Source organism: Acidimicrobiales bacterium (assembly GCA_040219085.1).
Lineage (GTDB): Bacteria > Actinomycetota > Acidimicrobiia > Acidimicrobiales > JAVJTC01 > JAVJTC01.
In genome coordinates, this window is the sequence record JAVJTC010000021.1 from 79,906 (window position 1) to 105,271 (window position 25,366).

Annotated in this window: 25 protein-coding genes and 1 pseudogene; 14 read left to right on the forward strand and 12 right to left on the reverse strand. The window is 67.6% G+C overall.

Annotation, left to right across the window (positions count from 1 at the left end; all coding sequences use genetic code 11):
* The first annotated feature begins 45 nt into the window (after nucleotides 1-45).
* On the forward strand, nucleotides 46-1,302 hold the full coding sequence (locus RIE08_09095; protein ID MEQ8717754.1) for a YncE family protein: 1,257 nt from the start codon (nucleotides 46-48) through the stop codon (nucleotides 1,300-1,302).
* 112 nt (nucleotides 1,303-1,414) lie between these two features.
* Here the strand turns inward: RIE08_09095 and RIE08_09100 are convergent, their stop codons facing one another.
* Nucleotides 1,415-2,443 carry a zinc-dependent alcohol dehydrogenase gene (locus RIE08_09100; GenBank protein MEQ8717755.1) on the reverse strand — a complete coding sequence of 343 codons (1,029 nt, stop codon included), beginning with the start codon at nucleotides 2,441-2,443 and terminating at the stop codon, nucleotides 1,415-1,417.
* A 253-nt stretch (nucleotides 2,444-2,696) separates the two neighbouring features.
* Here RIE08_09100 and RIE08_09105 point away from each other — a divergent pair, with 253 nt between their 5' ends.
* From RIE08_09105 to RIE08_09130, 6 genes are all read left to right on the forward strand, one after another.
* The gene (locus tag RIE08_09105; protein ID MEQ8717756.1) at nucleotides 2,697-3,377 is read left to right on the forward strand and encodes a flavin reductase family protein; all 681 of its coding nucleotides are present in this window, start codon (nucleotides 2,697-2,699) and stop codon (nucleotides 3,375-3,377) included.
* Nucleotides 3,378-3,442: 65 nt separating this feature from the next.
* Entirely contained in the window at nucleotides 3,443-5,524 is a 2,082-nt protein-coding gene (locus RIE08_09110; GenBank protein MEQ8717757.1) for a DEAD/DEAH box helicase, read from the forward strand.
* Nucleotides 5,521-6,546, forward strand: a complete 1,026-nt coding sequence (locus RIE08_09115) for a DNA-processing protein DprA (GenBank protein MEQ8717758.1) — start codon at nucleotides 5,521-5,523, stop codon at nucleotides 6,544-6,546. Before RIE08_09110 ends, RIE08_09115 begins: the two co-directional genes overlap by 4 nt.
* A gap of 60 nt (nucleotides 6,547-6,606) precedes the next feature.
* Nucleotides 6,607-6,825, forward strand: coding sequence for a ribbon-helix-helix domain-containing protein (locus RIE08_09120; protein ID MEQ8717759.1), 219 nt, complete (start codon nucleotides 6,607-6,609; stop codon nucleotides 6,823-6,825).
* The gene (locus tag RIE08_09125; protein ID MEQ8717760.1) at nucleotides 6,825-7,172 is read left to right on the forward strand and encodes a type II toxin-antitoxin system PemK/MazF family toxin; all 348 of its coding nucleotides are present in this window, start codon (nucleotides 6,825-6,827) and stop codon (nucleotides 7,170-7,172) included. The genes RIE08_09120 and RIE08_09125 overlap by 1 nt, the downstream gene beginning before the upstream one ends.
* 55 nt (nucleotides 7,173-7,227) lie before the next feature.
* Nucleotides 7,228-8,298, forward strand: a complete 1,071-nt coding sequence (locus tag RIE08_09130) for an ADP-ribosylglycohydrolase family protein (protein ID MEQ8717761.1) — start codon at nucleotides 7,228-7,230, stop codon at nucleotides 8,296-8,298.
* 32 nt (nucleotides 8,299-8,330) lie between these two features.
* On the opposite strand, the gene RIE08_09135 is transcribed toward RIE08_09130, so the two are convergent.
* On the reverse strand, nucleotides 8,331-8,636 hold the full coding sequence (locus RIE08_09135; GenBank protein ID MEQ8717762.1) for a hypothetical protein: 306 nt from the start codon (nucleotides 8,634-8,636) through the stop codon (nucleotides 8,331-8,333).
* Between the two features lie 152 nt (nucleotides 8,637-8,788).
* Here RIE08_09135 and RIE08_09140 point away from each other — a divergent pair, with 152 nt between their 5' ends.
* Nucleotides 8,789-9,751, forward strand: coding sequence for a hypothetical protein (locus RIE08_09140; protein MEQ8717763.1), 963 nt, complete (start codon nucleotides 8,789-8,791; stop codon nucleotides 9,749-9,751).
* Nucleotides 9,752-10,660 (forward strand): HNH endonuclease, encoded by a 909-nt coding sequence (locus RIE08_09145; GenBank protein ID MEQ8717764.1) that lies wholly within the window; start codon nucleotides 9,752-9,754, stop codon nucleotides 10,658-10,660. It begins immediately after the preceding gene.
* 49 nt (nucleotides 10,661-10,709) lie between these two features.
* Here the strand turns inward: RIE08_09145 and RIE08_09150 are convergent, their stop codons facing one another.
* Nucleotides 10,710-11,078, reverse strand: coding sequence for an antibiotic biosynthesis monooxygenase (locus RIE08_09150; protein ID MEQ8717765.1), 369 nt, complete (start codon nucleotides 11,076-11,078; stop codon nucleotides 10,710-10,712).
* Nucleotides 11,079-11,316: 238 nt separating this feature from the next.
* Between RIE08_09150 and RIE08_09155 the strand changes: the two genes are divergently transcribed.
* Entirely contained in the window at nucleotides 11,317-14,418 is a 3,102-nt protein-coding gene (locus tag RIE08_09155) for a DUF3427 domain-containing protein (protein MEQ8717766.1), read from the forward strand.
* On the opposite strand, the gene RIE08_09160 is transcribed toward RIE08_09155, so the two are convergent.
* The 3 genes from RIE08_09160 to RIE08_09170 form a co-directional block, all read right to left on the reverse strand.
* Nucleotides 14,419-14,829: a type II toxin-antitoxin system PemK/MazF family toxin gene (locus RIE08_09160; GenBank protein MEQ8717767.1), complete on the reverse strand. Its 411-nt coding sequence runs from the start codon at nucleotides 14,827-14,829 to the stop codon at nucleotides 14,419-14,421.
* A 210-nt stretch (nucleotides 14,830-15,039) separates the two neighbouring features.
* On the reverse strand, nucleotides 15,040-15,759 hold the full coding sequence (locus tag RIE08_09165) for an FxLYD domain-containing protein (GenBank protein MEQ8717768.1): 720 nt from the start codon (nucleotides 15,757-15,759) through the stop codon (nucleotides 15,040-15,042).
* Entirely contained in the window at nucleotides 15,756-16,406 is a 651-nt protein-coding gene (locus RIE08_09170) for a VWA domain-containing protein (GenBank protein ID MEQ8717769.1), read from the reverse strand. The genes RIE08_09165 and RIE08_09170 overlap by 4 nt, the downstream gene beginning before the upstream one ends.
* Before the next feature lie 249 nt (nucleotides 16,407-16,655).
* Here RIE08_09170 and RIE08_09175 point away from each other — a divergent pair, with 249 nt between their 5' ends.
* Both RIE08_09175 and RIE08_09180 read left to right on the forward strand, forming a co-directional pair.
* Complete coding sequence (locus RIE08_09175; GenBank protein MEQ8717770.1) at nucleotides 16,656-16,946, forward strand: transposase; 291 nt, start codon at nucleotides 16,656-16,658, stop codon at nucleotides 16,944-16,946.
* Nucleotides 16,943-17,815, forward strand: a complete 873-nt coding sequence (locus RIE08_09180; protein MEQ8717771.1) for an IS3 family transposase — start codon at nucleotides 16,943-16,945, stop codon at nucleotides 17,813-17,815. Before RIE08_09175 ends, RIE08_09180 begins: the two co-directional genes overlap by 4 nt.
* A gap of 148 nt (nucleotides 17,816-17,963) precedes the next feature.
* Here RIE08_09180 and RIE08_09185 read toward each other — a convergent pair.
* A pseudogene (locus RIE08_09185) lies at nucleotides 17,964-18,983 on the reverse strand (IS110 family transposase).
* 293 nt (nucleotides 18,984-19,276) lie between these two features.
* Here RIE08_09185 and RIE08_09190 point away from each other — a divergent pair.
* Both RIE08_09190 and RIE08_09195 read left to right on the forward strand, forming a co-directional pair.
* On the forward strand, nucleotides 19,277-19,900 hold the full coding sequence (locus RIE08_09190; protein MEQ8717772.1) for a hypothetical protein: 624 nt from the start codon (nucleotides 19,277-19,279) through the stop codon (nucleotides 19,898-19,900).
* A 5-nt stretch (nucleotides 19,901-19,905) separates the two neighbouring features.
* Nucleotides 19,906-20,100 (forward strand): hypothetical protein, encoded by a 195-nt coding sequence (locus RIE08_09195; protein MEQ8717773.1) that lies wholly within the window; start codon nucleotides 19,906-19,908, stop codon nucleotides 20,098-20,100.
* On the opposite strand, the gene RIE08_09200 is transcribed toward RIE08_09195, so the two are convergent.
* The 5 genes from RIE08_09200 to RIE08_09220 all read right to left on the reverse strand — a co-directional run bounded on the left by RIE08_09200 (nucleotide 20,087) and on the right by RIE08_09220 (nucleotide 25,356).
* Complete coding sequence (locus tag RIE08_09200) at nucleotides 20,087-20,302, reverse strand: hypothetical protein (protein MEQ8717774.1); 216 nt, start codon at nucleotides 20,300-20,302, stop codon at nucleotides 20,087-20,089. The two genes, RIE08_09195 and RIE08_09200, sit on opposite strands and share 14 nt — an antisense overlap.
* Before the next feature lie 5 nt (nucleotides 20,303-20,307).
* The gene (locus tag RIE08_09205; GenBank protein ID MEQ8717775.1) at nucleotides 20,308-20,787 is read right to left on the reverse strand and encodes an STAS domain-containing protein; all 480 of its coding nucleotides are present in this window, start codon (nucleotides 20,785-20,787) and stop codon (nucleotides 20,308-20,310) included.
* Nucleotides 20,788-21,020: 233 nt separating this feature from the next.
* Nucleotides 21,021-22,100, reverse strand: coding sequence for an NAD(P)-dependent alcohol dehydrogenase (locus tag RIE08_09210; GenBank protein MEQ8717776.1), 1,080 nt, complete (start codon nucleotides 22,098-22,100; stop codon nucleotides 21,021-21,023).
* A gap of 59 nt (nucleotides 22,101-22,159) precedes the next feature.
* A complete protein-coding gene (locus RIE08_09215) occupies nucleotides 22,160-24,610 on the reverse strand; it encodes a CoA transferase (GenBank protein ID MEQ8717777.1) in 2,451 nt (816 codons plus the stop codon).
* Nucleotides 24,610-25,356: a maleylpyruvate isomerase family mycothiol-dependent enzyme gene (locus RIE08_09220; protein ID MEQ8717778.1), complete on the reverse strand. Its 747-nt coding sequence runs from the start codon at nucleotides 25,354-25,356 to the stop codon at nucleotides 24,610-24,612. The genes RIE08_09215 and RIE08_09220 overlap by 1 nt, the downstream gene beginning before the upstream one ends.
* Between the last annotated feature and the right edge of the window lie 10 nt (nucleotides 25,357-25,366).

The window sequence follows — 25,366 nt, forward strand, 5'->3', positions numbered from 1 at the left end:
AACGGCCCCAGCGGCCGTCATCGCAGGCCCGCTAACTTTCGGGCGATGCATCGCCGTCGAACCGTCCTCGCCCTCGCCCTGGTGGCCGGTCTCGTCGCGGCGGCGTGCTCCAACAGCGGATCACCCACGCTGACGCCCGTCGACGACGGCGCCACCGGGCAGAGCACGCCGACACCTGAGCAGACGGACACGCCCACCCCCGAACCCACCGTCGAGCCCACGACAGCGCCCACCACGGCACCCCCGACCACGCCGACGACGCTGATCCCCCAGATCCCCGGGATGCCGCCCGTCGCCGACCTCGCCAACATCTATTCCGAGACCGCGGCGGGGATGATCTCCACCGCCATCGCGGACGTGCCGGCCTACGTCTACGTGCCGACGAACGTGGCCGGCACCGTCACCGTCATCGACCAGGAGACCTTCGAGATCGTCGAGGTCTTCCAGATCGGCGGCGAGCTGATCCAACACGTCGTCCCCTCCTGGGACCTCACGACGCTCTACGCCTCGGCGAGTGGCACCAACCGCCTCGTCCCCTTCGACCCGACGACCGGACGGCCCACCGGCGACGAGATCCGCGTCGACGCGCCCTACAACCTCTACTTCACCCCCGACGGTGCCAAGGCCGTCGTCATGGCCGAACGGCTCAACCGCATCGACTACTACGACCCGGCCACCTGGGAGCTCCTGTCGTCGGTGCCCACGCCCTGCGACGGGCCCAACCACGCGGACTGGTCCGTCGACGGGACGTTCTTCATCGTCACCTGCGAGTTCTCCGGCCAGATGGCCCGTGTCGACACCCTCACCGGCGAGATCATCGACGTCCTCGACCTCGACGCCGGCGCCCGCCCCCAGGACGTGCGCCTCGGCCCGGACGGGTCGACCTTCTACGTGGCGGACCTGGCCGCCGGCTCCCTCATCCTCATCGACGCCGCGACGTTCACCGTGTCCGGCACCATCCCCACCGGCGCCGGCACGCACAGCGTCTACCCGAGTCGCGACGGGACGCGCCTCTACGTGGCCAACCGCAATGCCGGGACCGTGTCCGTCGTCGATCCGTCGACCAACACCGTCGTCGACGAATGGGTCATCCCCGGTGGGGGCTCCCCCGACATGGGTGGCGTCTCCGCGGACGGCTCCACCTTCTGGCTGGCCGGACGCAACCACGACGAGGTCTACGCCTTCGACACCGCCACCGGCGAACTCCGGGCACGGATCCCCGTCCCCGGCGAGCCGCACGGTCTGGCCGTGTACCCCCAGCCCGGGCGCTACTCGATGGGCCACACCGGCAACTACCGCTGAGGCGCTCGCCATGGCGGTCGTCATCGTGGCCCTCGCCTCTCACACGGTGTACCGCTCCCGAATGCCCGCGCTCACCTGAGCCCGCGACTCACCGGTGCCGCTCGAAAGACAGTCAGGCGTCGGAGCCGTCGCGGAGGTCGAACACGAGCCGCGCGGTGACCTCCCCCGACAGGACCTCGTCGATGCAGGAGTTGACGTCGTCGAGGCGTCGCGACTCACGGACGATCTCGGTGAGCCCGGCGGCGTGGAGCTCGAACACCTCGCGCAGGTCCTGGCGGGTCCCGACGATCGAGCCGATGATCGAGATCCCGCCGAGCACGGTCTCGAAGACGGGCACAGAGATCTCGTTGTCGGCCGGCAGGCCGACGAGGACGAGGCGACCGTTGCGTCGCAGCGACCGGAACGCCGATTCGATCGCGGCGGGTGTCACGGCCGTCGAGACCACTGCGTGTGCGCCACCGAGGCGCTGGATCTCCTCCGCGGGGTCCACCTTCGACGCGTTCACGGCGTGGGTCGCTCCGAGCCGTTTCGCCATGGCGAGTTTCGGTTCGGTCACGTCGACGGCGATCACCTCGGCACCGGCGAGCGCGGCGTACTGCACGGCCAGATGGCCCAGTCCGCCGATCCCGAACACGGCGACGCGTGTGGCGGGCCGGGCGCCCGCCATCTTGACGGCCTTGTAGGTGGTGACACCGGCGCAGGTGAGCGGGGCCGCATCGAGCGGGTCGATCCCCTCGGGGACCACGACCACGAATCGTGCGTCGGCGACGACGAACTCCGCGAAGCAGCCGTCGACGCCGTAGCCGGTGTTCACCTGCGACTCGCACAACGTCTCCCACCCCGACACGCAGTGGTCGCAGTGGCCACACGCAGAGCCGAGCCACGGCACGGCGACCCGGGCGCCGACCTCCACGACGTCGACGTCGACGCCCACCTCCGAGACGATGCCGACCCCTTCGTGGCCCGGGATGAACGGCGGCGTCGGCTTGACCGGCCACTCACCTCGCGCGGCGTGAATGTCGGTGTGGCACAGCCCCGACGTCTCGAGACGGACCAGGACCTGGTGCGGTGCCGGCTTGGGCCGTTCCGTGTCGGTGACGTCTAGCGGTGAGCCGAGCGCGCGGACGATGGCGGCCTTCATGAAAGTCTCCTCGGGCAGGGCGAGATGCCGGACTTCTTCTTCTCCGGTCCACTGAACCCGCGAACGGCCCTCCGGACCAGGGGACTACGTCCTGACACTGCGCCGCTACCTGAAGCTGACCGGGACTCGCCCACTTCGGTCTGAAGAACTCCCGACACCCGGGATTCTGCGACGGACCGCCGCCGACGCAATACTGGTGCCTCACGGCGCGAGGTGCCGAGGCCTCACGACCGCCCGGAAAGGGAGACCCCCGATGACCTCTGAGGACTGGATCACGTTCGACCCGGCGGACAGCGACCCGATGTCGTGTCAGCTCACGCTGTCGCAACTCATCGTCCCCCGACCGATCGCGATGGTCTCGACCACCAGCCCCGACGGGGTCCACAACATCGCTCCGATGAGCTACTTCCTGCCGATCACCGGCGATCCGATGCTCGTCGGCATCTCCATGGGTCTGCGCGAGGACGGCGGCCAGAAGCACACGTACGAGAACGCCATGGCGTCGGGCGACTTCGTCATCAACGTGTGCTCGGAGGTCTTCGCAGACCACATCGAGACGGTGGCCCTCGAATGCCCACCCGAGGTGGACGAGTACGAGCTCGCGGGGTTCACCCCGATACCGGCCACGAAGGTGTCGTCGCCCGCCATCGCCGAGGCCGTCGCCCGACTCGAGTGCCGGGTCAGCCAGGTGGTCGAGCTCGGCACGCCCGGCCTCCCGTTCGGTGAGGTGCACCTCGTGATCGCCGAGGTGGTCTGGGCGTGCTGGTCACCGGAGATCCTCAACGAGAGGGGCCGGATCGACCCGGAGCGCCTCGCCCCCATCGGCCGACTCGGCCTGCGGGCCTTCGTGCGCACGGTCCCCGACGGCGTCTACAGCATCCCCCGGGTCCCCTGGACCGAGTACGCGACGAAGGCGGGCCTCGAGACGCGCTGACCGGCACGGCGATGTCACCGCCGTCTGCGAGAGTGGCGGGGACCGATGGCAACCCGGGAGACGCGGTGACCGAGGCGACGACAGCCGACACGGCCCTCGGCGACGAGGCGCTGGCACTGCTGCGCCGCCTCACCGGGAACCCGCAAGCCGTGTTCCACGACGACCAACTGGGGGCGATCGAGGCCCTCGTCGGGGACCGCCGCCGCGTCCTGCTCGTGCAGCGCACCGGCTGGGGCAAGAGTGCCGTCTACTTCATCGCCACCCGGATGCTGCGCGACCGCGGCGCCGGCCCCACACTGCTCGTGTCGCCCCTTCTCGCTCTGATGCGCAACCAGATCGAGGCGGCCGAGCGCATGGACGTGCGGGCCGTGACCATCAACTCCACCAACCGCGGCGCGTGGTCCGCCATCGAGGAGCGCCTCGACGCGGGCGAGATCGACGTCCTGCTGATCTCGCCGGAGCGGCTCGCCAATCCGAAGTTCCGGGCCGAGGTGCTGCCGTCCATCGGCGCCCGCAGCGGTCTGCTCGTGGTCGACGAGGCCCACTGCATCTCGGACTGGGGTCACGATTTCCGGCCCGACTACCGCCGCCTCGTGCGGGTCCTGGACCTGTTGCCCACCGGCGTGCCCGTGCTGTGTTGCACGGCGACGGCCAACGACCGTGTGGTCGAGGACGTGACCAGCCAACTCGGCTCGGACCTGGCCCCCATCCGCGGCCCGCTGGGGCGTGAGGGTCTACGTCTGCACGCGCTCGACATCGCCCACCCCGCCGAGCGTCTGGCATGGCTCGCCGAGACGGTCCCCACCCTGCCGGGCACGGGGATCGTCTACTGCATGACCATCGCCGACGTGGAGCGCGTCGCCGCGTGGCTGCAGTTCAAGGGGATCAGCGCCGCGGCCTACAGCGGCCGCAGCGACCCCACCGACCGTGTCGCCACCGAACAGGCGCTGCTCGACAACGACGTGAAGGTGGTGGTGGCCACCTCCGCGCTCGGGATGGGTTTCGACAAGCCCGATCTGCACTTCGTCGTGCACTTCCAGTCCCCGGGCTCCCCCATCGCCTACTACCAGCAGGTCGGCCGGGCCGGGCGCGCGCTCGACGAGTCATGGGGCGTGCTCGTGCGCGGCCGCGAGGACCGGGCGATCCAGGACTTCTTCGTCGACTCCGCGTTCCCCGACGCCGCCGACGCGCAGCGTGCCATCGCCGTGCTCGAGGAGGCCGCCGTGGCGCTGGCGCCCGACGAGATCCTCGGCGCCGTCAACATCGGCTGGGGCCAGTTGGAGCTCTTGATGAAGGTGCTCGAGGTGGAGGGCGCGGTGGAGCGCGACGGGTCGCGGTGGCTGCGGACTCTCACCCCGTGGACATTCGACCACGACCGCGTCGAGTCGGTCACCGCGCTGCGCCGAGCCGAGCAGACCCAGATGTCGGACTACATCTCCGCCGAGAAGTGCCGCATGGAGATGCTGCGGGGGTTCCTCGACGACCCGGCGCCCGAGCCGTGCGGGTTGTGCGACAACTGCACCGGCGACTCGCTCGCGTCGGCGCCGTCACCGGCCGCGGTGCAGGAGGCCGTCGAGTTCCTGAGGGGCTCGGACCTCGTCATCGAACCCCGCAAGCAGCGCCCGCCCCGCAAGAAGATCCCCGACCACCTCCGCAACGAGGTCGGACGGATGCTCGCCGTCTGGGGCGACGGAGGCTGGGGCCGCCTCGTGATGCAGGGCTGTGACGCCGGCGCCTACGACGACGAACTCGTGGAGGCCGCGGCCGCCCTGATCGGCCAACGGTGGAAGCCCGACCCGGCCCCCACCTGGGTCACCGCTGTTCCGTCGCGTCGCCACCCCGGATTGGTCGAGGACGCCGCGGAGCGTCTGGCAGCGGCACTCGGCCTGCAGTGCCAACATGTCGTGGTGAGGACCCGGGAAGCCCCACCGCAGGCGACCATGCACAACACGCCGATGCAGTACGAGAACGTGCGGGGCGCGTTCGCCGTCGAAGGGGACGTGCCGACGGGGCCGGTGCTGCTCGTCGACGACACGGTCGATTCCCGCTGGACCCTCACCTCGATCGGCTACGGGCTACTCGCCGCGGGTGCGGGTCCGGTCCACCCGTTCGTGTTCGCGTCCACCACGGGAAGATCGACGGGTTGAGGAACCAGGACTCGCTCGCCACCATCTTGTTGTGTGGCCGTCTCGGCGGTGGCGCGGTCACGCCCCTGAAGGCCTCGGAGTTCTGGAGCCTGTGCGACCGCGTCCGTTCGCCCGGCCCGCTGCTTGGGACGTCAGCTGGTGAGCTCGCCGAGACTCTCGACATCGACGCCGTCCGCGCGGCCTCGGTGGTCGGGTTGTTGGGCCGGGGCACGGCCGTGGCCTTCGAGTTGGAGCGCCTGACGTCGTCGGGGATCGCAACCCTCACGCCGTTCGACGACGGCTACCCGCACCGCCTCGTCGAGCGACTTGGCCACGGCGCTCCCCCGGTGCTGCACACGGCGGGGCCGGTCGAGCTGTGCGGGTTGTCGGGTGTCGCGATCGTCGGCGATGCCGCTGCGGGGGCGTCGGACGATGCGTCCGGTGTGTCGGCCGAGGCGGCTGAGCGACTCGTCGCGGCCGGCGTAGTGGTCGTCTCGGGGGCCGGGGTCGGGATCACCCGCACGGCGATGGACGCGGCTCTCGCCGTGGAGGGAACCGTGGTCGCCGTCCTGGCAGACTCGCTGACCAACACGCTGCGCCGGCCTGAGATCAGGCGGGCCGTCCTCGCCGGTCATGCCGTGATGTGCACGCCGTACGGGCCCGACACGCTCCGCCGGCCGGCGACCGAACGCGGCCGCCGCACGCTGATCCACGCCCTGGCCGACGTGACATTCGTGGTTGCGGCCGACCCGGAAGGTGGCGCGTTCGCCGCCGCCGTCGAGGCGCTCGATGCCGACGTCGGCCGGGTGGCCGTGTGGCGGGGACCGGGAGAAGGACCGGGGAACGCGGCGCTGGTCGAACTGGGCGCTGTGGCGGTCACGTCGCTGGACGGGCTCACGGCTCTGGTGGGTGGCGGCACCCCAGCTCCGAATGTGCCCGACGCTCCGCCCGAACCGTCCGAGGTCGCCCCCGCCGAGCCACCGGCGTCATCGGTACCGCCGGTGACGGAGCAGGCGTCACTGTTCGATCCACCGGACTCGTGAACAGCTAACTCGAAACCACCAGTGGTAGTAGTGCTTTGCTACCACTAGTAGTATCAAGGTATGAAACTGAGCGTCAGCCTCCCCGACGAGGATGTCGAGTACCTCGACGCCTACACGAAGTCCCAGGGCCTCGATTCACGTTCGGCGGCAGTCCGGAAGGCCGTGCGTCTGCTGCGGGCATCAGAACTCGGCGCCGCGTACGAAGACGCCTGGACGGACTGGGCCGATGGGGACGACGCGGAACTCTGGGATGCTGCCACGGCTGACGGTCTCGGCTGATGCGCCGTGGCGAAATCCGTTGGGTGGACCTCGATCCGGCCCGCGGCGCGGAGTCCGACAAGAAGCGGCCGGCGATCATCGTCGGCAATGACGGCGCGAATACATCGGCCAGCCGCTTGGGCCGAGGCGTCATCACCGTCGTGCCGGTAACCACCAACACCGACCGGGTCTACCCGTTCCAGGTGCTGGTCAGCACACAGGCGAGCGGCCTGCCGCACGACTCGAAGGCTCAAGCCGAGCAGGTCCGATCGGTCGCCGTCGAGCGGATCGGCGCCAGGGTCGGGGCCCTGTCGGCCGACGAGCTAGCGGCTCTCGACGACGCTCTACGACTGCACCTCGCACTATGAAGCACCTCCCGAGACCGCCGATCGAGGCCGTTCCCATGTCACGACCAACCGGTACATGACACTGATGATCTCCCATACCGCCCGTGACTCTCTGACCGCCCGCCACCTCCTACCGGAACCGCCGAGCGCCACAGTGGCCGAGCTCGGACTGGAGTCCGATGACGGCGTCGACCTCGCCGACCGCTACCGCGGATGTCTGCTCGCCGGAGCCATGGGTGACGCACTGGGTCGCCCTGTCGAGGGGATGCCCCGCGAGGAGGTCGTGCGGCCGGTCAGTGAGTTCAAACCGTGGCGAGGCTGGGAGCAAGGCCCGATCGGCACGATCACCGACGACACGCAGCTGACGATGGTCGTGGCCGAATGCCTCCTGGCCAACGGCGGACGGATCGACCCCGCCGACCTGGCCGCCAGGTTCGTCGAGTGGCTCCCCGTGGCCCGTGGAATCGGGCACGCGACCAGCATGGCCGTGTCGTCTCTCGCCGCTGGCACACCGTGGTGGGAAGCGGGCGAGGCCTCCGCTGGGAACGGGGCCGCGATGCGGGCCGCCCCGGTGGGGCTGGCGTTGCGAACCGACCCGGCTGCGCTGCGGGAACAGGGCGCCCTGTCGGCGATCCCGACCCATGCGGACCCGTTGGCCGTTACGTCGACGGTGTTGATGGCTTCGGCGGTCGCGTGGTGTGTCGGCCGGGCGCCGGGGACCGACGCCATCGGCCTGTTGGACCACCTCGCTGTCGCAAGCGAGGGCCTGTGGGACGAACCGGTGGAGGAACGCCACCTCGAACGGTCCGGAACGGTGCGGTTGTCGGAGCGGATCGCGGAGATCGGCGACATGGTCGACTGGCCCTCCGGCCGGGCCTTCGACCACCTCTACAACGGCGCGTTCGTCCTCGAAAGCTTCCCGGCTGCGCTGTGGTGCTTCCTGTCTGCGCCCGACGACCCGGAGGCCGTCGTGGTGACAGCCGCGGGCGGCGGCCGCGACGCGGACACCGTGGCGTCGATGGCGGGCAACCTCGCCGGAGCGTTCAACGGCACGCACTTGCTGCCGCAGCGGTGGCTCGACGAACTCGAGTACCCGGACCACCTCGTCGAATTGGCGGATGGCCTGCTCGCTCTCAGCCAGACGTGAGGAGCGCACCGGGCCGAGTGACCGCCATCCGCTCAGCTGGCGGTCTGGTCGTCTCCATCAGCATCGTCAGCCGGCTCGACCGAATCGAGAAACTCGGTCAGGTCGTCGTCGATGGTGTCGTACCCGTAGTCGCCGAGGATGGCGTGATAGCGCAACATCACCCGGTCCTCGTCGAGCGAGATACCGACCTCATCGGCGACCTCGGCGACTTCCTCGACAAGCGCCCGGCTCCACGCAGCGAACACCACCCACATGACGTCCCCGATCTCCTCGAGGCGCCCGACTCGAGCAATCAGATCGCCCGGGTTCTCGACCACGCGTCCTTCGGTACCTGCCATCAAACCGCTTCTCCTTCTCGAACAACCCTCACAGACATGTACGCGGAATCTGTGACATCGGTCAGCGCCGTCGACCGCCGTGCGCGTGCACTACGTTGGCCAACGAGGCGGAGCGACACGGGTCTTCGAATCCCGGCGCTAGGAGGACTCTGATGGCCGACCGGCCCACATTCGTCGTCATCTGGAACCCTGAGATCTGGCCGGCGTCGAACCGAGACAAGAAGACGTTCCGGAAGGAATGGACCCGGACAGTCAGGGCCACCCGGCGCAAGAAGGCCACGGACGTCGTGTGGGGGTGGTCGTTCGGAAGAGCGACCGAGAACTCTGACATTCAGGTCGGCGACCGGGTCTTCTTCCTTCGAGTCGGCGAGAGCGAGGAGCGGGGTTTCCTGGCGGCCGGTCGCATTCACAGCGACTCCGAGGGAAGTCCCGTCTGGTTCGACGCGCACTGGCACGGCACGGGGAAACCGCAGGCCTACGTGGACATGCGGCTCGACTCTGCGGTGCCACTCGACGACCCGCTTTCGAAGGCCACCGTCGATGCCGCAATTCACGACATCGCCAAGCCGCTCAAGATCCAATCGAGTGGAACCCGGCTCAAGCCCGACGTCGCCGACCGGCTCGAGCGGCTCTGGGCGGCGCACACCGGCGGCGCATCAGCCACCCCCAAGATCGAGTTCCGTCAGTACGACCCGGAGACGGTCGAGGCTCTGAGGCCGAGGAGGAAGAAGGGCGCCAAGAAGATCGAGCGGAGAGTCCAGGACCGCTACGCGATCGCCCTGGGAAAGGCACGCCACGAGGTCACACGACCGGCCTACACGATCGATGGCATCCCGGGGAAGAAGCTGGCTGACTTGTTCGATCGCAAGACGAACACGCTGATCGAGGCGAAGGTGAGGCCACAGCCAGCCGTCGTCGCTGCAGCCATCGAACAACTCCGTGAGTACGCCTCGTTCCACCCGGACAGCCCGAACCTCGAGCTGCTCTTCGCGCGGAAGCCGAAGCCGGCCGAACTGGAACTGATTCTCTCGCAGGGCATCCGGTGCACATGGCCGAGCTCCTCGAGCACTCGGATCAAGGGGTTTCGATCGGCGGAACCTGAAGGCTGGCGGTAGATGGACCGGGAACTCCGCGTCCGGCAAGCAGCCTTCGAGTTCCTCGCCCAGCGGTGCCCGGAACCCGACGACACGATCCACTGGCGAGACCTTCAGAGTCGCTTCATCGTCGACGGCGAGCCGGTCATTCTGATCGGCCAGAAGGGGATCTGGAAGCCGAAGCAACTCGATCTCCCGATCAGCCTCATCACTGCCCCACCCAAGCCCAACAAGCCGGCCCCATATGACGATCACGTCACCGATGACGGCCTCCTCGCATACCGGTACCGGGGGGACAATCCCAGCCATCCCGACAACATCGCAGTTCGCCGGTGCTTCCAAGACCAAGTTCCGTTGATCTACTTCCACGGAATCGAGAAGAGCATCTACCTGCCGGTCTGGCCCGTTTTCGTCGTGGCCGATTCGCCCGGAGCGTTGACTTTCACAATTGCAGTCGAAGACCCGATCGCTCTGAGGCCCGATCTCACCATTGAGCAGATCGACCCAGCCCAGAGGCGCTACACCACTCAGCTGGTGAAGCGCCGCGTTCACCAGGCCGCGTTCAGGGAGCGGGTGCTGGCGGCCTACCGGCGGACATGCGCGATATGCAGACTCAATCAGGCCGAGCTCCTCGAGGCCGCCCACATCATCCCCGACTCGAGTTTCGACGGGGACCCTGTCGTCCCGAACGGACTGTCGCTATGCACCATTCACCACGCGGCGTTCGACCGTCACATCCTCGGAATCCGGCCCGACCTCGTCATCGAGCTTCGCCAGGACATCCTCGACGCAATCGATGGCCCGATGTTGCGGTACGGACTCCAAGGCTTCCATGGCGAGAAGCTGCTCATGCCCCGCTCTGCAACGGACCGGCCAGACGCTGATCGGCTCGAGCGCCGCTATGAGGAGTTCCGCACCATCGCGGCTTGACGCTCGGCAGCTATCGGATGGCAGCCGGCGGGGTCGTCGTCGGTTCAGTTCAGCGGCGGATGCGGCGGGCGAGGTCGTCGACCAGGTCGCGTGCGCGACTTGCAGCAGCGGACGCTGTCTCGGTGACTCCGCCAGGTGCCTGGCGTGTGCCGACCTCGTACCACCAGGTCTCACCGTCGGATTCCTGGAGCGCGTCGAGATCGGCCCGGGTGGACGCGAACTCCGGATCGTCGTGCCACGCCTCCCAGTCCGCGCGTGTGTTCCAGGTTCCAACGATCACCCTGGCGTTCTTCTCGTCGACCGGGAACAGAATCTGAGCTCCGGCGAAGCCCTCGCGGTCCGCCGCGCCGGCAAGTCGTTCGGCCATCGCCGCGTCCCAGGCGGCCTCTCTCCCTTCGACCACCCGAACCCGTGTCATCACGGTCATCATCTTCGCAACCCCTCATTTGAGTGTCAGTCATGAGGAGGTACCCAGATCCTCATCGCCCGAACCACCGCGACCTCGAGCAGGAACGAGACACTGTGGTCCTCAGACCGGCGAGTTCCGTCACGGCATTCGAGTAGATGGTCAGGGCGCACCTGTTCGACTGCGGTACGGTCGTGCAAGCGGCGGCCACTCACCGGAGTCATCTTGCAATGAATCGGCGAGCCAGGACATGAACGATCTTCGAGAGGGCCTCTACGACCAGCTGGTCGATGAGCTTCTGAGTACACGGCTCGGGGCTCTGAAGACCAACCGGCGCGGTTCCGAGACCAAGCCCACAGAGAGCGCAGAACTGCCCAGCCGAGTCGCCGACGTGGTGCGGACCTGGGTTCACAACGCACTCGCGACGGTCGGGTCCGCGCAGCGGCCTGAAGCAGCCGTCGCCCTTGCCGCCAATGTTCTCGATGCGATCCGCTCTCTTCACCCCGACGCGCTGGAGGCTGAGCAGGAGCTCGTTGATCCGCTCGAGCGGCTCACCGCTGTCGCGGCGCTCACCCCTGACGGGTCACTCGCCAGCGTTGCCAGGCCGCTCACGCCGCTCCGCGACACCGTCCTCATGACGAACGCTCGTGGCGAGCCCTCCGTCGGCAACGAGATTGCGGCCGAGATCGAATCGGCCGACCGCATCGATCTTGTCCTCGCCTTCATTCGCTGGAGCGGAATCCGCCAGCTCATTCCGCTACTGCGGCGCCACGTTGAGGCCGGCAAGGCGCTGCGCGTCATCACGACTACCTACACCGGGAGCACCGAACTCCGAGCTGTCGAGGAACTCGCCGACCTTGGCGCCGAGGTCAAGATCTCCTACGACACGACATCGACCCGGCTCCATGCGAAGGCATGGCTCTTCCATCGCGAGACAGGCTTCTCGACGGTCTACATCGGGTCGTCGAATCTCACATTCTCAGCGCAGGTCACGGGACTCGAATGGAACGTCCGAGCGTCACAGGTCCCGAACCCGGACCTGATTTCAGCGTTCGAACGAACCTTTGCCACCTACTGGGCTGATCCCCACTTCGAGGCCTTCCGACCTGAACAGTTCCGCCGCGCGGTCGAAAAGATCACGACCGACGACCGCGATGAACTGCTGACCCCATTCGACATCGAGCCATACCCGTTCCAGCGCCAGATCCTCGAGCGCCTAGCCGTGGACCGTCGGCGAGGTCACCCTCACAACCTTGTTGTTGCCGCAACGGGTACGGGCAAGACCGTTGTCGCGGCCCTCGACTACCGGCGACTACGTCGAGAGCTCAGCCGTGCTCGGATCCTCTTCGTCGCCCACCGCAGCGAGATCCTCGAACAGGCTCGTACGACGTTCCGCCACGTGCTCAAGGACGGCGCATTCGGCGAGCTGTGGGTCGGCGGAGAACGGCCGGACCGATGGGACCACGTGTTCGCTTCGATCCAGTCGCTCACAGCTCACGACGCACAGCAGATCGACCCGGCCCACTTCGATGTTGTTGTTGTGGACGAATTCCATCACTCGGCCGCCGACAGCTACGTCGCCCTGCTCGACCACGTCCGGCCACAGCATCTCCTCGGCCTCACGGCAACGCCGGAGCGAACTGACGGCCTCGACGTCTTTAGATGGTTTGGTGGGCGGATCTCCGTCGAGCTCAGGCTCTGGGATGCTCTCGAGCAGGGCCTGTTGTCGCCATTCCACTACTTCGGAATCCACGACGCCACCGATCTGACTCGCGTCACATGGCGTGGGGGCACCGGCTACGACCTCGAGGAGTTGACGAACGTCTACACGGCCGACGATTTCTGGGTGGCGAAGGTGATCCAGGAGGTCCGCAACAAGGTCGGCGACCCACTTGCCATGCGTGCACTGGGCTTCTGCGTCAGCATTCGCCACGCCGAATTCATGGCGGACCGATTTCGCCGGGCCGGTTTCAACGCGGCCGCCCTGACATCGCGAACCAGTTCCGAGGACCGCGCAGATGCTCTCCGCAGACTGAGGAACGGCGAGATCCAGGTTGTCTTCACGGTCGACCTCTTCAACGAGGGCGTCGACATCCCGGCTGCCGACGTAATCCTGATGCTCCGGCCCACCGAGAGCGCAACGATCTTCCTCCAACAGCTTGGCCGCGGGCTACGCCGCTCCGAGGGAAAGGATGTCCTCACCGTCCTCGACTTCGTCGGCCACCAATCCAAGGACTTTCGTTTCGACCTGCGCTATCGGAGCCTCCTCGGCCGCACGCGGCGGGAACTCGAAGCCGACGTGGAGTCTGGGTTCCCCTATCTGCCGGCAGGCTGCCGCGTCGATCTTGACCCAGTCGCCCAAGAGATCGTGTTGGCGAACATTCGCTCAGCGCTGCCGACAAACTGGCGGGACCGGATTCGAGAGGCTCAGACGCTTGGGGACGTCTCTCTTCGGGAATTCCTGCAGGAGACCGGACTCGATCTGGACGACATCTATCGCGGCAACCACACCTGGACCGAGCTGCGACGAGCAGCAGGGATTTGCGACGTACCGGCTCTGGAGGACGAGAAGGCCGTCGGGAAAGGCATCGCTCGCCTCCTACACGTCGACGACGAGGAGCGCCTCGAGACGTACCGGCAACTTCTCTCAAACCCGACGGCGCCAAGATCGCACGACCTGGACGAACGCGCCCGGCGCCTCCTCGAGGGTCTCATCCTCACAGTCCTCACGATTCGAAAAGGCGACTATCAGTCACTCGACGCAGCTGCGCTCGACCTCTGGAGGCACGACGGCCTTCGACGTGAACTGCTCGAGATCCTCCCAATGCTCGAGGACCAGATCAGCCATCTCCATGAACCCCTGGGCGTGCTGGGCCCCGTCCCGCTCCAGGTTCACGCCACCTACACCCGTGAGGAGATCCTGGCTGCGTTTGGCGCATCATCGGTGACTTCGCCGCTCCCACTGCAGGCTGGCGTGTACTTGCACGAGCCGACGAACACAGAGCTGTTGTTCGTCACGCTCGACAAGGCAGAGAAGGAGTACTCACCGACGACGCGGTACCTGGACTACGCCATCTCGGACTCGCTCTTCCATTGGGAGTCGCAGGGGAACACTTCGGTCGACAGCAAGCGAGGGCAGTCCTATCTCAACCACCGAGCGCTCGGTAGGAACATCGCGCTCTTCGTGAGAACAACGAAGAAGGACACCAACGGCCGTACCCGTCCGTACTTCTCCGCCGGTCTCGCCGACTACGTCGAGCATCGGTCGGACCGTCCCATTCAGATCACGTGGCGGCTCCACCACCGGCTGCCGGGTGACGTCTTCGCCGACTACCGAGCGACCGTGGCGTAGTCAGACGAGAAGCCCGACCGCTTCGGCGTCGCGCTCGCTGAGATGCCCGGCGATGGACAAGATGTCGATGCGGTCGACGACGACGCTCGGCGTCATTCGGATACCGCACGGCCGGTCCAGGCCGGTCGGCTCGAGCTCGGAGAGCTCGACGTAGCGGTCAGGCATGTCGAAACGACGCAGCGAGCTGGTCAGCGCGAGCAGCTCGATGTCGCGCCCGTCGCGGTCCAGAACCACGGCCGGACGGGTCTTGTACCCCTCGCTCTCGACGTACGGGACGTGGGCCCACACGATGGTCCCGGCCGTCAGCTGGGTCAGGGGAACATGGATGACCGCCCTGACACTTGCGACAGGTAGCTTGCCGAGGAACGGGGGCTCGTGACCGCACTTCCGGGAGCGCCGGGTACGCCTCACCTCGCCTCCTTCCCGCCGCTAGGGGGTCGTGCTGCGGCAGTCATCCTCTGGCTGGTGAATCGAGTCTGAAGGTCGACCCGCTCGCCGACTAGGGACCTCGGTCCGTAGGTCGCGAGCGCATCGTCGACACACCCGCAATCACTGACCGATTGGCCAGAGGGGCTGGATAGCCGAACCGATATCCGCCATGCGGACCCGCGAAGGTTGCACTCACTCATCGAAGATCGAGTAGCGGACCTCGACGTCGCAGGCCACCGACGGCGAGACGTCGTCGAACACCGACGCCGACCAGCGCGCTGTCCGGCCGGGTGCCAGGCCGTCGACGAACTCGAGGCCCTCACCGACGAGGACGCCCCCGTCGACGAAGTCGACCCCCACGCGGAAACCCTGCTGCTTCCCCGAAGTGTTCGTGATGGTCCCGGTGGCCTCGGCGCCGAACGAAGACGGCCCGCAGGTCTCGACGATGACGTCCACGTCGCCGTCGTCCACGATGTCGTTGGAGAACGCCTCGTCGAGGTCGTCGAAGACGTCGTCGACGATCGCCACGCCGATGATCCCGAGGATGATCGCGACGAGACCGAGCACGGCGCCCCAAGTGGCCATCTTGCGACGCGGCTTGCCCTTCTTTCGCCCGATCAAGCCGAAGATCAGGGCCAGCCCGCCGAGGATGAACGCGAGGAAGAAGAACAGCGGAATCAGCCCGACGACCGCGCCGATGATCCCCAGCACCAGCGCGGCGACGGCCAGACCGTTGCCGCCCGTCGACCCGTCCGCAGCCGGGGGCGGAGACGGCACAGCGGCCGAGGCCGGCGGGGGCGGAAGCGTCGATTCTGTCGGGGGCGGCGGGAGGTAGTCCGGGTGGGACTCGGGCGGATACCACTGCCCATCCGACGCCTGCCACCAACCCTCGCCCTGTGATGTGTCGCTCACGCCTCGCCCTCCTCGAAGAAGTCATCGCGGGCGGCGAGGCGGTCTTCGCGGGAACGGCCACGGAACTCGGTGACCCGGTCCGCGACCAGCGAGAACGCCAGGTCGATGCCCTCGGCCGAAGCGTCCCAGTTCGCCGTCGAGCCTCCGGCCAGACCGATCGCACCGCCCGCGGACATCGCGTCCTGGTTGGCAGCGAGGAACGCGAACGTCCAACCCCGGTCTCTCAGTTCTGTGATCCGCTCGAAAACCTGTTCACGGGTGTAGTCCGACGACGAGTTCTCGAGACCGTCGGTGATCACCACAACCAGCGGGTCGACCTCGCCGTCGGCTGCGGCCAGTCGCTTCTCCGCGTAGACGAGTGCGTTCCCGAGCGCGTCGTAGAGAGGGGTGCCACCACGCGGCTCGTAGGTCGCGGTGGTGAGCCCGACGCACTCGGCGACGGGCAGATCGTCGATTACCACCTCGAAGGGGTCCTCGGAGTCGAACTGCACCAGCGTCAGCCGGCACTTCCCCGCCGACGCGGCCTGATCCGACAGGAACCCGTTGAAGCCGGCGATCACCTCGTGGGTGATCGCGGCCATCGAACCCGACCGGTCCAGGACCACCGTCACATCCGTGGCCGTCACCGCATTCGTCTCGTCACTCATCGCCGCCTCCTGCGTCGTCATCCGTCGCAGCCCTGTACGGGGCGGCTGTGACGGTTTCGACGGCGGGATCGACCGATGCTCCTCTGGCGTGTATTCGGTCAAGCGGCGTGGAGCCACTGGTGGTAGCGGTGAGCGAGGTCGGTGTCATGGGTGAGACCTCGTTCGAGGCGTGAGATGGCGATGGAAGTCCCCCGGGTTGACGGACAGCGACTCTGAGGCGACCGTGGTCGTCTCGGGAAGGAAGTCCAGATGCCCCGTCCACACCCGCCTGAGTTCCGTCATCGCGCGGTCGAGTTGGCCCGGCTCCGTGAGAAGCCGGTCGCGCAGATAGCGGAGGATCTCGGGATCTCTGACAGCTGCCTGCGCGGCTGGATGAAGCAAGCCGACATCGATGAAGGCCGAAGGGCCGATGGCCTGTCGACCGCTGAGCGAGAGGAGCTCGTGAAGCTGCGCCGGGAGTTGAAGGTCGCCAGGCTCGAGAACGAGATCCTCAAGCGCGCGGCCGCGTACTTCGCTGCGGAGAACGTCCTCCCAAAATGACCTACACCTTCATCGCCGAGCGTTGCTCGGACCTGCCCATCTCGACGTGCTGTCGGGTGATGGGGGTGTCAACGTCGGGCTTCTATCAACGACGGCGCCAGCCGGTCAGCGACGCCGAACTCGCCGAGGCGTGGGCGGCGAACGAGGTGTTCGACATCTGGAAGATGTCCCGGCACTCCTATGGGGCGCCCCGAGTCCGCAACGAGCTGCGCTTGGGTCGTGGAGTGCGTCGCTCCAAGACCACCTGTGAGCGCCTGATGCGGGTGTGTGGGGCTGTTGGCATCCATTACCCGGCCAAGCGCGGCAAGAACGGCTGCACCCGCCGCGACGGCACCGACCCGAACCCGGACCTGGTCAATCGGTCCTTCGATCCCGACGGACCCGATCGGCTCTGGGTGATGGACGTCACCGAACACCCCACCGACGAAGGCAAGGTCTACCTCGCGGCGGTCATCGACGCTTGGTCACGGCGTGTCATCGGCTGGTCGATCGCTGATCACATCCGCGCCGAGCTCGTCGCCGACGCCCTGCAGATGGCGACCTGGCGGCGCCGGCCGCTCGAGGGCCACACGATCGCACATTCCGATCACGGCTCGGTCTACACCTCATGGCTGTTCGGCCACAGACTCCGATCAGCCGGGATCTTGGGCTCGATGGGATCGATCGGCGACGCCTACGACAACAGCGTCGCCGAGGCCTTCTTCTCCAGCCTGCAGCGCGAGCTGCTCGACCAACACCACTGGACCACCCGTGACCAGCTCGCCGCAGCGATCTTCGAATGGATCGAAGCCTGGTACAACCCGCAGCGCCGCCACAGCTACAACAACGGGCTCAGCCCCCTCGACCACGAGACCGCACACGCGGCATGATCACCCCACACCCACCCCGTCCGTGAAACCGGGGGACTTCCACGATGGGCCAGCTGTTCATGGCGGTGGCAGCCTGCTCCAGGGTCTGGTTGTTGGCGTGGCGGGCGGCTCGGAGGTCGGCGCCGGTGATGACGGTGTGGTCGTTGACGAGCAGCGAGTGGATCTCTCGGGCGACGTAGCGTTGCAGGCAGCGGATGATCTCCTTTTTGGTCTTGCCTTCGGCGGTGCGTCGGGTGACGTAGGCGCGGGTGCGTTCGCAAGCGGTGAGGCGGACGATCACGATCCGCCACAAGGCGTTGTTCGCTTGTCGGTTGCCGCCACGGTTGAGCCTGTGGCGGGTGATCCGCCCTGACGACGCCTCGATGGGAGCTGCGCCGCAGAGCGCGGCGAAGGCGGCCTCGGAGTGCATCCGTTCGGGGTTGTCGCCGGCGACGACGAGCAGCGTGGCGGCGACTTCGGGTCCGACGCCTTTGGCGCCGAGCAGCGCAGGGTTGATCTGGGCGCATTGGCCGGCGATCACCTCGTCGAGATCGGCGATCTCGCAACTGAGGGCCTGGCAGCGGCGCGCCAGGTGCCGCAGGGCGAGCTTGGTCCCTTGGGTGACATCGGCGGGGTCGCCGGGCCGGAACCGGGCACAGATATCGGAGCGATCCGACGCCGAGAGCGGTTCGAGGCGGCCGCGGAGCTCGTCGGGGGCGGTCAAGATCAGGTCCCGGATCTGCAACGTGGCCTGGGTGCGGGCTTTCACCGCGGAGCGGCGGGCGATCCGCAACGCGCGCAGGGCCTCGACCTGGCCGTCACCGGACTTGGGGACCGCGGCCGCGTCGCCGTTCAACGCCGCTCGCGCGGCAGCCTCAGCATCGACGGTGTCGGACTTGCCGCGCCGACGCCGAAGTTGGCGGTCGGGCCGGTTCACCTCGACCACCTCCACGTCCTCGCCGGCCAGGAACCGGGCCAACCCCGCCCCATAGGCGCCGGTGCCCTCGACACCGACCCGAACGAGGCGTCCGTGACGTCGCATCCAGCCCAGCAGCTGTCGATACCCCCCGGTGGTCGTCGGGAACGACGCCGTGGCCAGGATCCGGCCGATCTCGTCAACAACCGCGGCGACATGGGCTTCGAGGTGCGTGTCCACACCCCCGACGACATCGGGATCGTTGTCAGCCATGATGGTGTTCTGCCTTCCTGTCTCGCTGATGGGTCTGGCACCACCGGCCGGGCCGGACGGACAAGACATCGACTGGGAACCACCAAGCTCCTATGAGGTCACGTCCGCTCCGACCGGTCGGTGCGCGAACGACACGACCGGGCCACAGGCCGACAAATCAGCCACAAGGCACACGGGCCAGTCACACCGAGGGTCAGACCCGCGGCCCAGCCGCATCCCACGCATCCTCCCGAACCCCAACGGGACACGGATGGATCCTTCGATGTCACACCCGACGCCTACGGTCTGGTTGCGTGGCCTACAGATCCTCCGTTGCGCTCACTCGGTGGCTCGGCGATCGCCGCGCCGCGATCGACACAGTCGCGATCGCCCACGCGGCGACCGGCGAGGTCGACGGACCGGGACGCCCGCTCGAGATCGGGCGCCCGCTCGCACATGCCTACATTCTCCGGGTCGTCGCCGAGTTCCAGGCGTTCGCTCGCGACCTACACGACCTCGCCGCGGAAAAGAGTGTCGAGATGGCCGGGGTGACCACCGGCTACCAGGCGCTGCTCGTCACCGCTGCGACCGAGGGTCGATCGATCGACCGGAGCAATGCTGACCTGCGGAGCCTCACGAACGACTTCAGACGCCTCGGACTAACCGGGCTGAAGGGCAAGCTCGCAACTCGCGATCGTTTCTGGGAGACGACGGCTTCACGACGGGGTGACGCGGCTCGCTACGCGGACCTCATCCAGCTACGGAACTGTCTCGCACATGGGAACCAGACGCAGCTCGACCTACTCCGACACGCAGGGGTCACGGACACGGTCACATGGTGCCGAAATCGCCTTCCCGGCCTCGATCGAACCGCGAGGGCGCTCGACCGCGTGGTGTGGGAACATCTCAAGGCAACGTTTTCGCGGGAGCCGTGGTGAACCCGATGGTCGACAAGCTCGAGGTTGGCAACGAAGTCCGAGTCCCCTGGGGGTCCGACCGCTCTGTCGCTGCGACGATTCTCGAGGTCTGGGGAGACCCGCCCCAGCACGTCCGCGTCATGCTTCACCTGGACGGGAGCGACGAGGGCGAGGAGCCGATCGTGATCCTCGTCTCACCGGCTGTCCTCACTGCAGCTTGATCGCCCGCGCCTCGCGGTCGACGAGACGCACAACCACCGACTCCCCGGCGGTGAGATCGACCACGTCATCGGCGACGAGACGCACCGTGGCGTCCCACCACGGTGACCCTGCCCGGTCCACCCACGACGTCACCGTCCCGACGGCGTCGATCGTGTGATCCTCGTCGGGCGAGATGGCGATACGGCCCCGGTAGACACCCATCGGCGTCAACCTCCTTCTCCGCGCTCTTCCCTTCGCCGCGGCTCGACCCGCCTGCCCGGCCCCGCCACCGTCCCGCGCGGCCGCCACCGCTTCCCCTCGTCGTCCACGTCGAAAGACTGCGAGATACGGGTCCGGTCGAAGATCCGCACAACCGGCGCACTCGGATCCGTCAGAACGAGTTCCACGTCGTGGTCTTCGCAGTGCTGACGCAGACCCATCAGCGAACGCGCGCCGTGGGCGTCGCAGAACGAGACATCGGACAGGTCGATGATCAACTGCCCGTCAACATCGTCGAGCAGGTCCTCGATCGCCGTGACGACACCTGCGGAGGTAACCAGACACAGGCTGCCCTCGATGACCGCCGCGACGACATCGCCGCGCGGCTCAGCCCGGACCTCGCCATGGGCCGGACCGACGCCTCCCGACCACAATCGGCGCGGTTCGGACTCCGCCACCACCGCCCGGTGCTGGCCTGACTGAACCATCGGCGTTCCCGTTCTGGAGGCCTCCGCGGTGGAGGACCCGATCCGGGGGGCGAACACGCCCGAGGGCGCAACGCCCCTCCGAATCGCACGGTACGCCCATCGCTCCCGCGATAACAGGGCACTCCGTAACTCAGGAACGGCAGGATCTTGTCGAACCCGCGTCGCTGAGACGAACTACGCCGACGGCATCGGCGAACACGTCGACGGCCAGCCTCAGGGTTGACGCAACCGCTCTACCCGCCGGGAACGAGGACTGGCTTCACGACCTCGCCGGACGATGCGAGCCGCTCCGCCTCGTTGATCTCGCTGAGAGCGAAAGTCCGGATCAGCTTGTCGAACGGGAAGCGGCCCTGCTGCCACAGCTCCAGCAGCTTCGGGATGAGCGTCTGTGGGTTGCTCAAGCCCTCGATCAGCCCGACGACAGTGCGGCCCGCCATGATCACCGACGTGTCGAGAACCGATGGTCCGACCGGGATTCCGATGAGACCACACACTCCACCGCTGCAAAGAGAGGCGACTGCGTCCGCCACCACAGCCGGCACCCCGGTCGTCTCGTAGGAGAAGTCGATGCCCTCTCGTCCTGTCACCGTCTTGATCTGCGCAGCGACGTCCTCGCCACCGATGATGGTGTGCGTTGCCCCGACCTCGGTTGCAAGCGCCAGGCGCGACTCGTGGAGGTCGACGGCGATGATCGTCGTGGCACCGGCCACCCGGGCCGCCATGACTACAGACAGGCCCACCGACCCCGCGCCGAACACGGCGACGCTCGATCCGGCGCCGACTTCGGTTCCCACCAACACCGATCCGGCACCTGTGATGACACCACACCCGAGGGGACCGAGGAGCTCGAGCGGCAACGCCTTGTCGACGACCACCGCGTTGCGAGGTGAAGCCAAAGCGAATGTCGCGAACGAGGACTGGCCGAACCAGCCCGCGGTGACGACGTTGCCGTCGCCATCGAGCACTGAAGACTGGTTGCCGACGAAATTCTTCTCGACGAAGCTCGCGCACAGGGCGGGGCGAGCATCGAGGCAGCGCGAGCAGAGACCGCAGCTGTCGAATGCGAGAACGACGTGATCACCCACCGCCACACCTTCGACAGCTGAACCGACCGCCTCGACCACACCAGAACCCTCGTGTCCGGCAATCAAGGGAAGCGCGCCCATTCCGTGACGGGCGAAGAGATCCGTATGGCACATCCCGACACCGGCCAGGCGGACCAGGATCTCCCCCTGGTCCGGCTCGCGCAGCGTCACGTCCTCGATGACGAACGGGTCGTGTGCCGACCTCAGGATCGCAGCTTCGATCTTCATGTTGGCCTTTCCGGGGAGGTCATCGGCCGACCACTCGCCACAGCGAGCGACATGCCATCTCAGACGAGGACGCCGAGCTCGTCGAGCTCGGCCATTCGGTCGATCGAATAGCCCAGCAGGCCCTGGAGGACCTGTCGGCGGTGCTGGTGGAACATCGGAGCCGGCGCCCGCACGACACCGGGGGTGCGAGACAGGCGGTAGCGGGGCCCCTCGACCGCGACCTCGCCGAACCGTTCATGTGGCACGCGCACCAGATGACCTCTGTGCATGATCTGGGGGTCCTCACACCAGTCCGCACTGATCACCGCCACGTGGGCTGGCACCCCGGCAGCCTGCAGGCGGCGCTCGACGTCCGGGGCCTCGAGTTGCGACGTCCAGCTCGAAATGACCTCGTCTAGCTCTTCGCTCACAACTCGTCGCCGCTCGGCACCCTCGAACCGCGACTGAGCAGCCAGTTCGGGTCGATCCATACATGCAGCGAGAGCCGCGAAGTCGGCGTCGTCGCGCACCGCGATCGCCACCCACCCGCTTCCGTCGCCACCCGGGCGACAGGGGTACACGCCGTGTGGGGCGAAGACGCGGTCGGCATTTCCGCACCGTTCGACAATGGTCCCCGACTCGAACCAGTCGGCGAGCTCCGGGGACAGCATCCACACGCCCGCCTCGACCTGACTCACATCGAGCAGACAGCCCTGGCCCGTGCGACGCCGATCGTCGAGGGCAGCGAGGAGTGCAACCAGCGAGAACCTGGGCCCGACATAGTCCGTATAGGGACCGTAGGGACCTATCGGGACACGATCCTCCCAGCCGACGAGGTGCTGGAACCCCGAGAGAGCCGCACCGACATTCCCGTAGCCCGCCAGGCCGGACCACGGTCCGCTCTGGCCGCACAACGTCGTGGTCAACACGACGAGGCCCGGGTTGACGCGCTGGAGGTCCTCATAGCCGAGACCCCAGCGTTGCATCGTCCCCGGAGAGAACGAGTCGACCATGACATCGGCCCACTCGGCGAGGTCCCGAACCACGGCACGCCCCTCGTCTCTCGACAGGTCGAGACACAGGCCGAGCTTGCCTGCGTTGCAGGTCTGATACAGCGCCGACCCCTCGGGGTCGGGCTCTGCGTCGTGGAACGGCGGCATCACGCGCGCCGTCTCGATACGCCGCGACGACTCGACCCGGACGACGGTTGCCCCGAAGTCCGCGAGCGTCCGGCCGATCACCGGGCCGGCGACGACCCACGAGAGATCGAGGACCTTCAGTCCCTCCAGAGGTGGCCCATCGGGCCCGGACGCAACCGGCCGCCGCGCTGAGGCCGAAGCCGTCCACTCGCGTCTCACCTCATCGGTGTGTTCCCCGACCAGAGGCGCAGGCCGTCGGTACTCGAACGCCGGCCTGTCCACCGCGACGAACGGCCCCGGAAGGGTCCGTTGCCGGTCGCCCTCGCCGAGGGCGACGAAGTAGTTCCGATCAGCGAGTTGGGGACTGGATCCGATGTCGGCGAGGTCGAAGACGCCCACTGACAACAGCTTGTGCTCGACGGCCGCCTCGGTGACCTCCAGCTTCGTCCGGTCCGCGAGGAACTCCGTCACCAGCGCCCTGAACTCCCCGACGTCCTCCTCGACGATCTGGCCGGCCTCCATATCCTCGGGCAGTCGTGTCCAGTCCCACTCCCCGAACCTGCCCAGTTCGACAGCTTCGTGCCGCATCCACGAGAGCAGGTTGTTCGTGAACCGACCCGCCGCAGGACCCATCGCGAGGTTCAGTTCGACGAGGCCGTCGCTCACGCGCCACTTCGTCAGCCCCGGTGCGGAAGCACTACCGCTCCCGCTGAGATCCGAACCGCGATTCGTCGCGCCTGTCGCGTCGCCCTCCCACGCCGCGGCGAGGATCCGCCCGAGAGTCGCGATGGACAACGAGACCTGCGCCGACACGTCGACATGCTGTCCCCTACCCGAGCGGGCACGGGACGCGAGCGCCAGGAGTACGCCTGCGGCGGCGTCCGCACCGGCGTGCAGGTACGCCTGGGGGATGCTGGTGCGCAACGGCGGCCGGCTTCCGTCCCGGTGCGCCCCCAACGGACCACCGGCGGCCCAGACCGTCAGGTCCGTGTGCTCGTAGTCCGCCTTCGGCCCGTCCAGACCGAAGGCGGAAATCGAGCACCAGACGAGAGCCGGATGCGAAAGCATCGCCGAGTCCCTGTCGACGCCCAGGGTCGCCCCCGCTCGAGGGCCTGCCGACTCGATCACCACATCTGCTGCGGCGACGAGCTCCCCCAGGAGCTGTCGGCCGGAGACGGCGGACGGGTCATAGGCCACGCCGCGCTTGTTGGCTGCGAAGGCATCCCACAGAAACGATCGGCCACCACCCTGAGGTGGGGAACTGCGCGCTGAGGAACCTCCCACGGGTTCGGCCTGCACGACGTCGGCACCGAGATCCGCCAGGATCCTGCCTGCCAGGAGGCCGGTGGCGTCGGACAGGTCGAGGACCCGGTAGCCGTCGAGGAACCCCACTAGAGATACGCCTTCAGCACGTCGAGTGCCGCGTCGGCCAGCGGCCCGTGGGCGTGAAGGGAACGAGCGTCGGAACGAGCCAGTCTCCGGACCCCCACGCGCGCGAACTCCCCGGCATCGCCCACGATCAGCTGAGGGGCATCCTCGGGGCCGAGCAGCCACAGGTCGCCGCCGGGCGACGTCAACTCGACGCGCAGCTGGTCGAGCGGCCCGAGCATTTCCGTGCCCCCGGCCTTGAATGCATAAGGAAGAGCGCGGTAGGCGATTCGACACACGTGCAACAGCCGGGCGGTGTCCACGGGGCGAGCCCCGAGCGCGTCGAAGCAGTCGAGTCCGTGCGCGAACGTCTCCATGAGCCTGGCAGTGCAGAGGCTACGCACCGCCATGTGATTGGGTCCCCACGGAACGCGAACCGACGGATCCACCGCCCGAAACGCCTCGGCCTGGCCGGCGCGTGCCGCGCGCCACCAAGCCAGAACCTGGGCTCCGGTGAGACCCTCACCGGGCTTTTCCACCTCGGTTGGGTTCGACTGATACACGGCGGCAATCGCTCGGAAGCGTTCCTCTCCGCGACCAGCCAGGGACTCCTGGGCCACCTCGTCGAAATAGGCCAGGTGCGCGATCTGGTCCCGGACCGTCCAACCGTCCGCCGGCGTCGCAGTCTCCCAGCGCTCCTCGGGCAGTGGGGCGACGAGCTCATCGAGCGCCACCTGCTCCGCAACGAGGTCATCGACCACGTCACCCACTCCGGTCTCC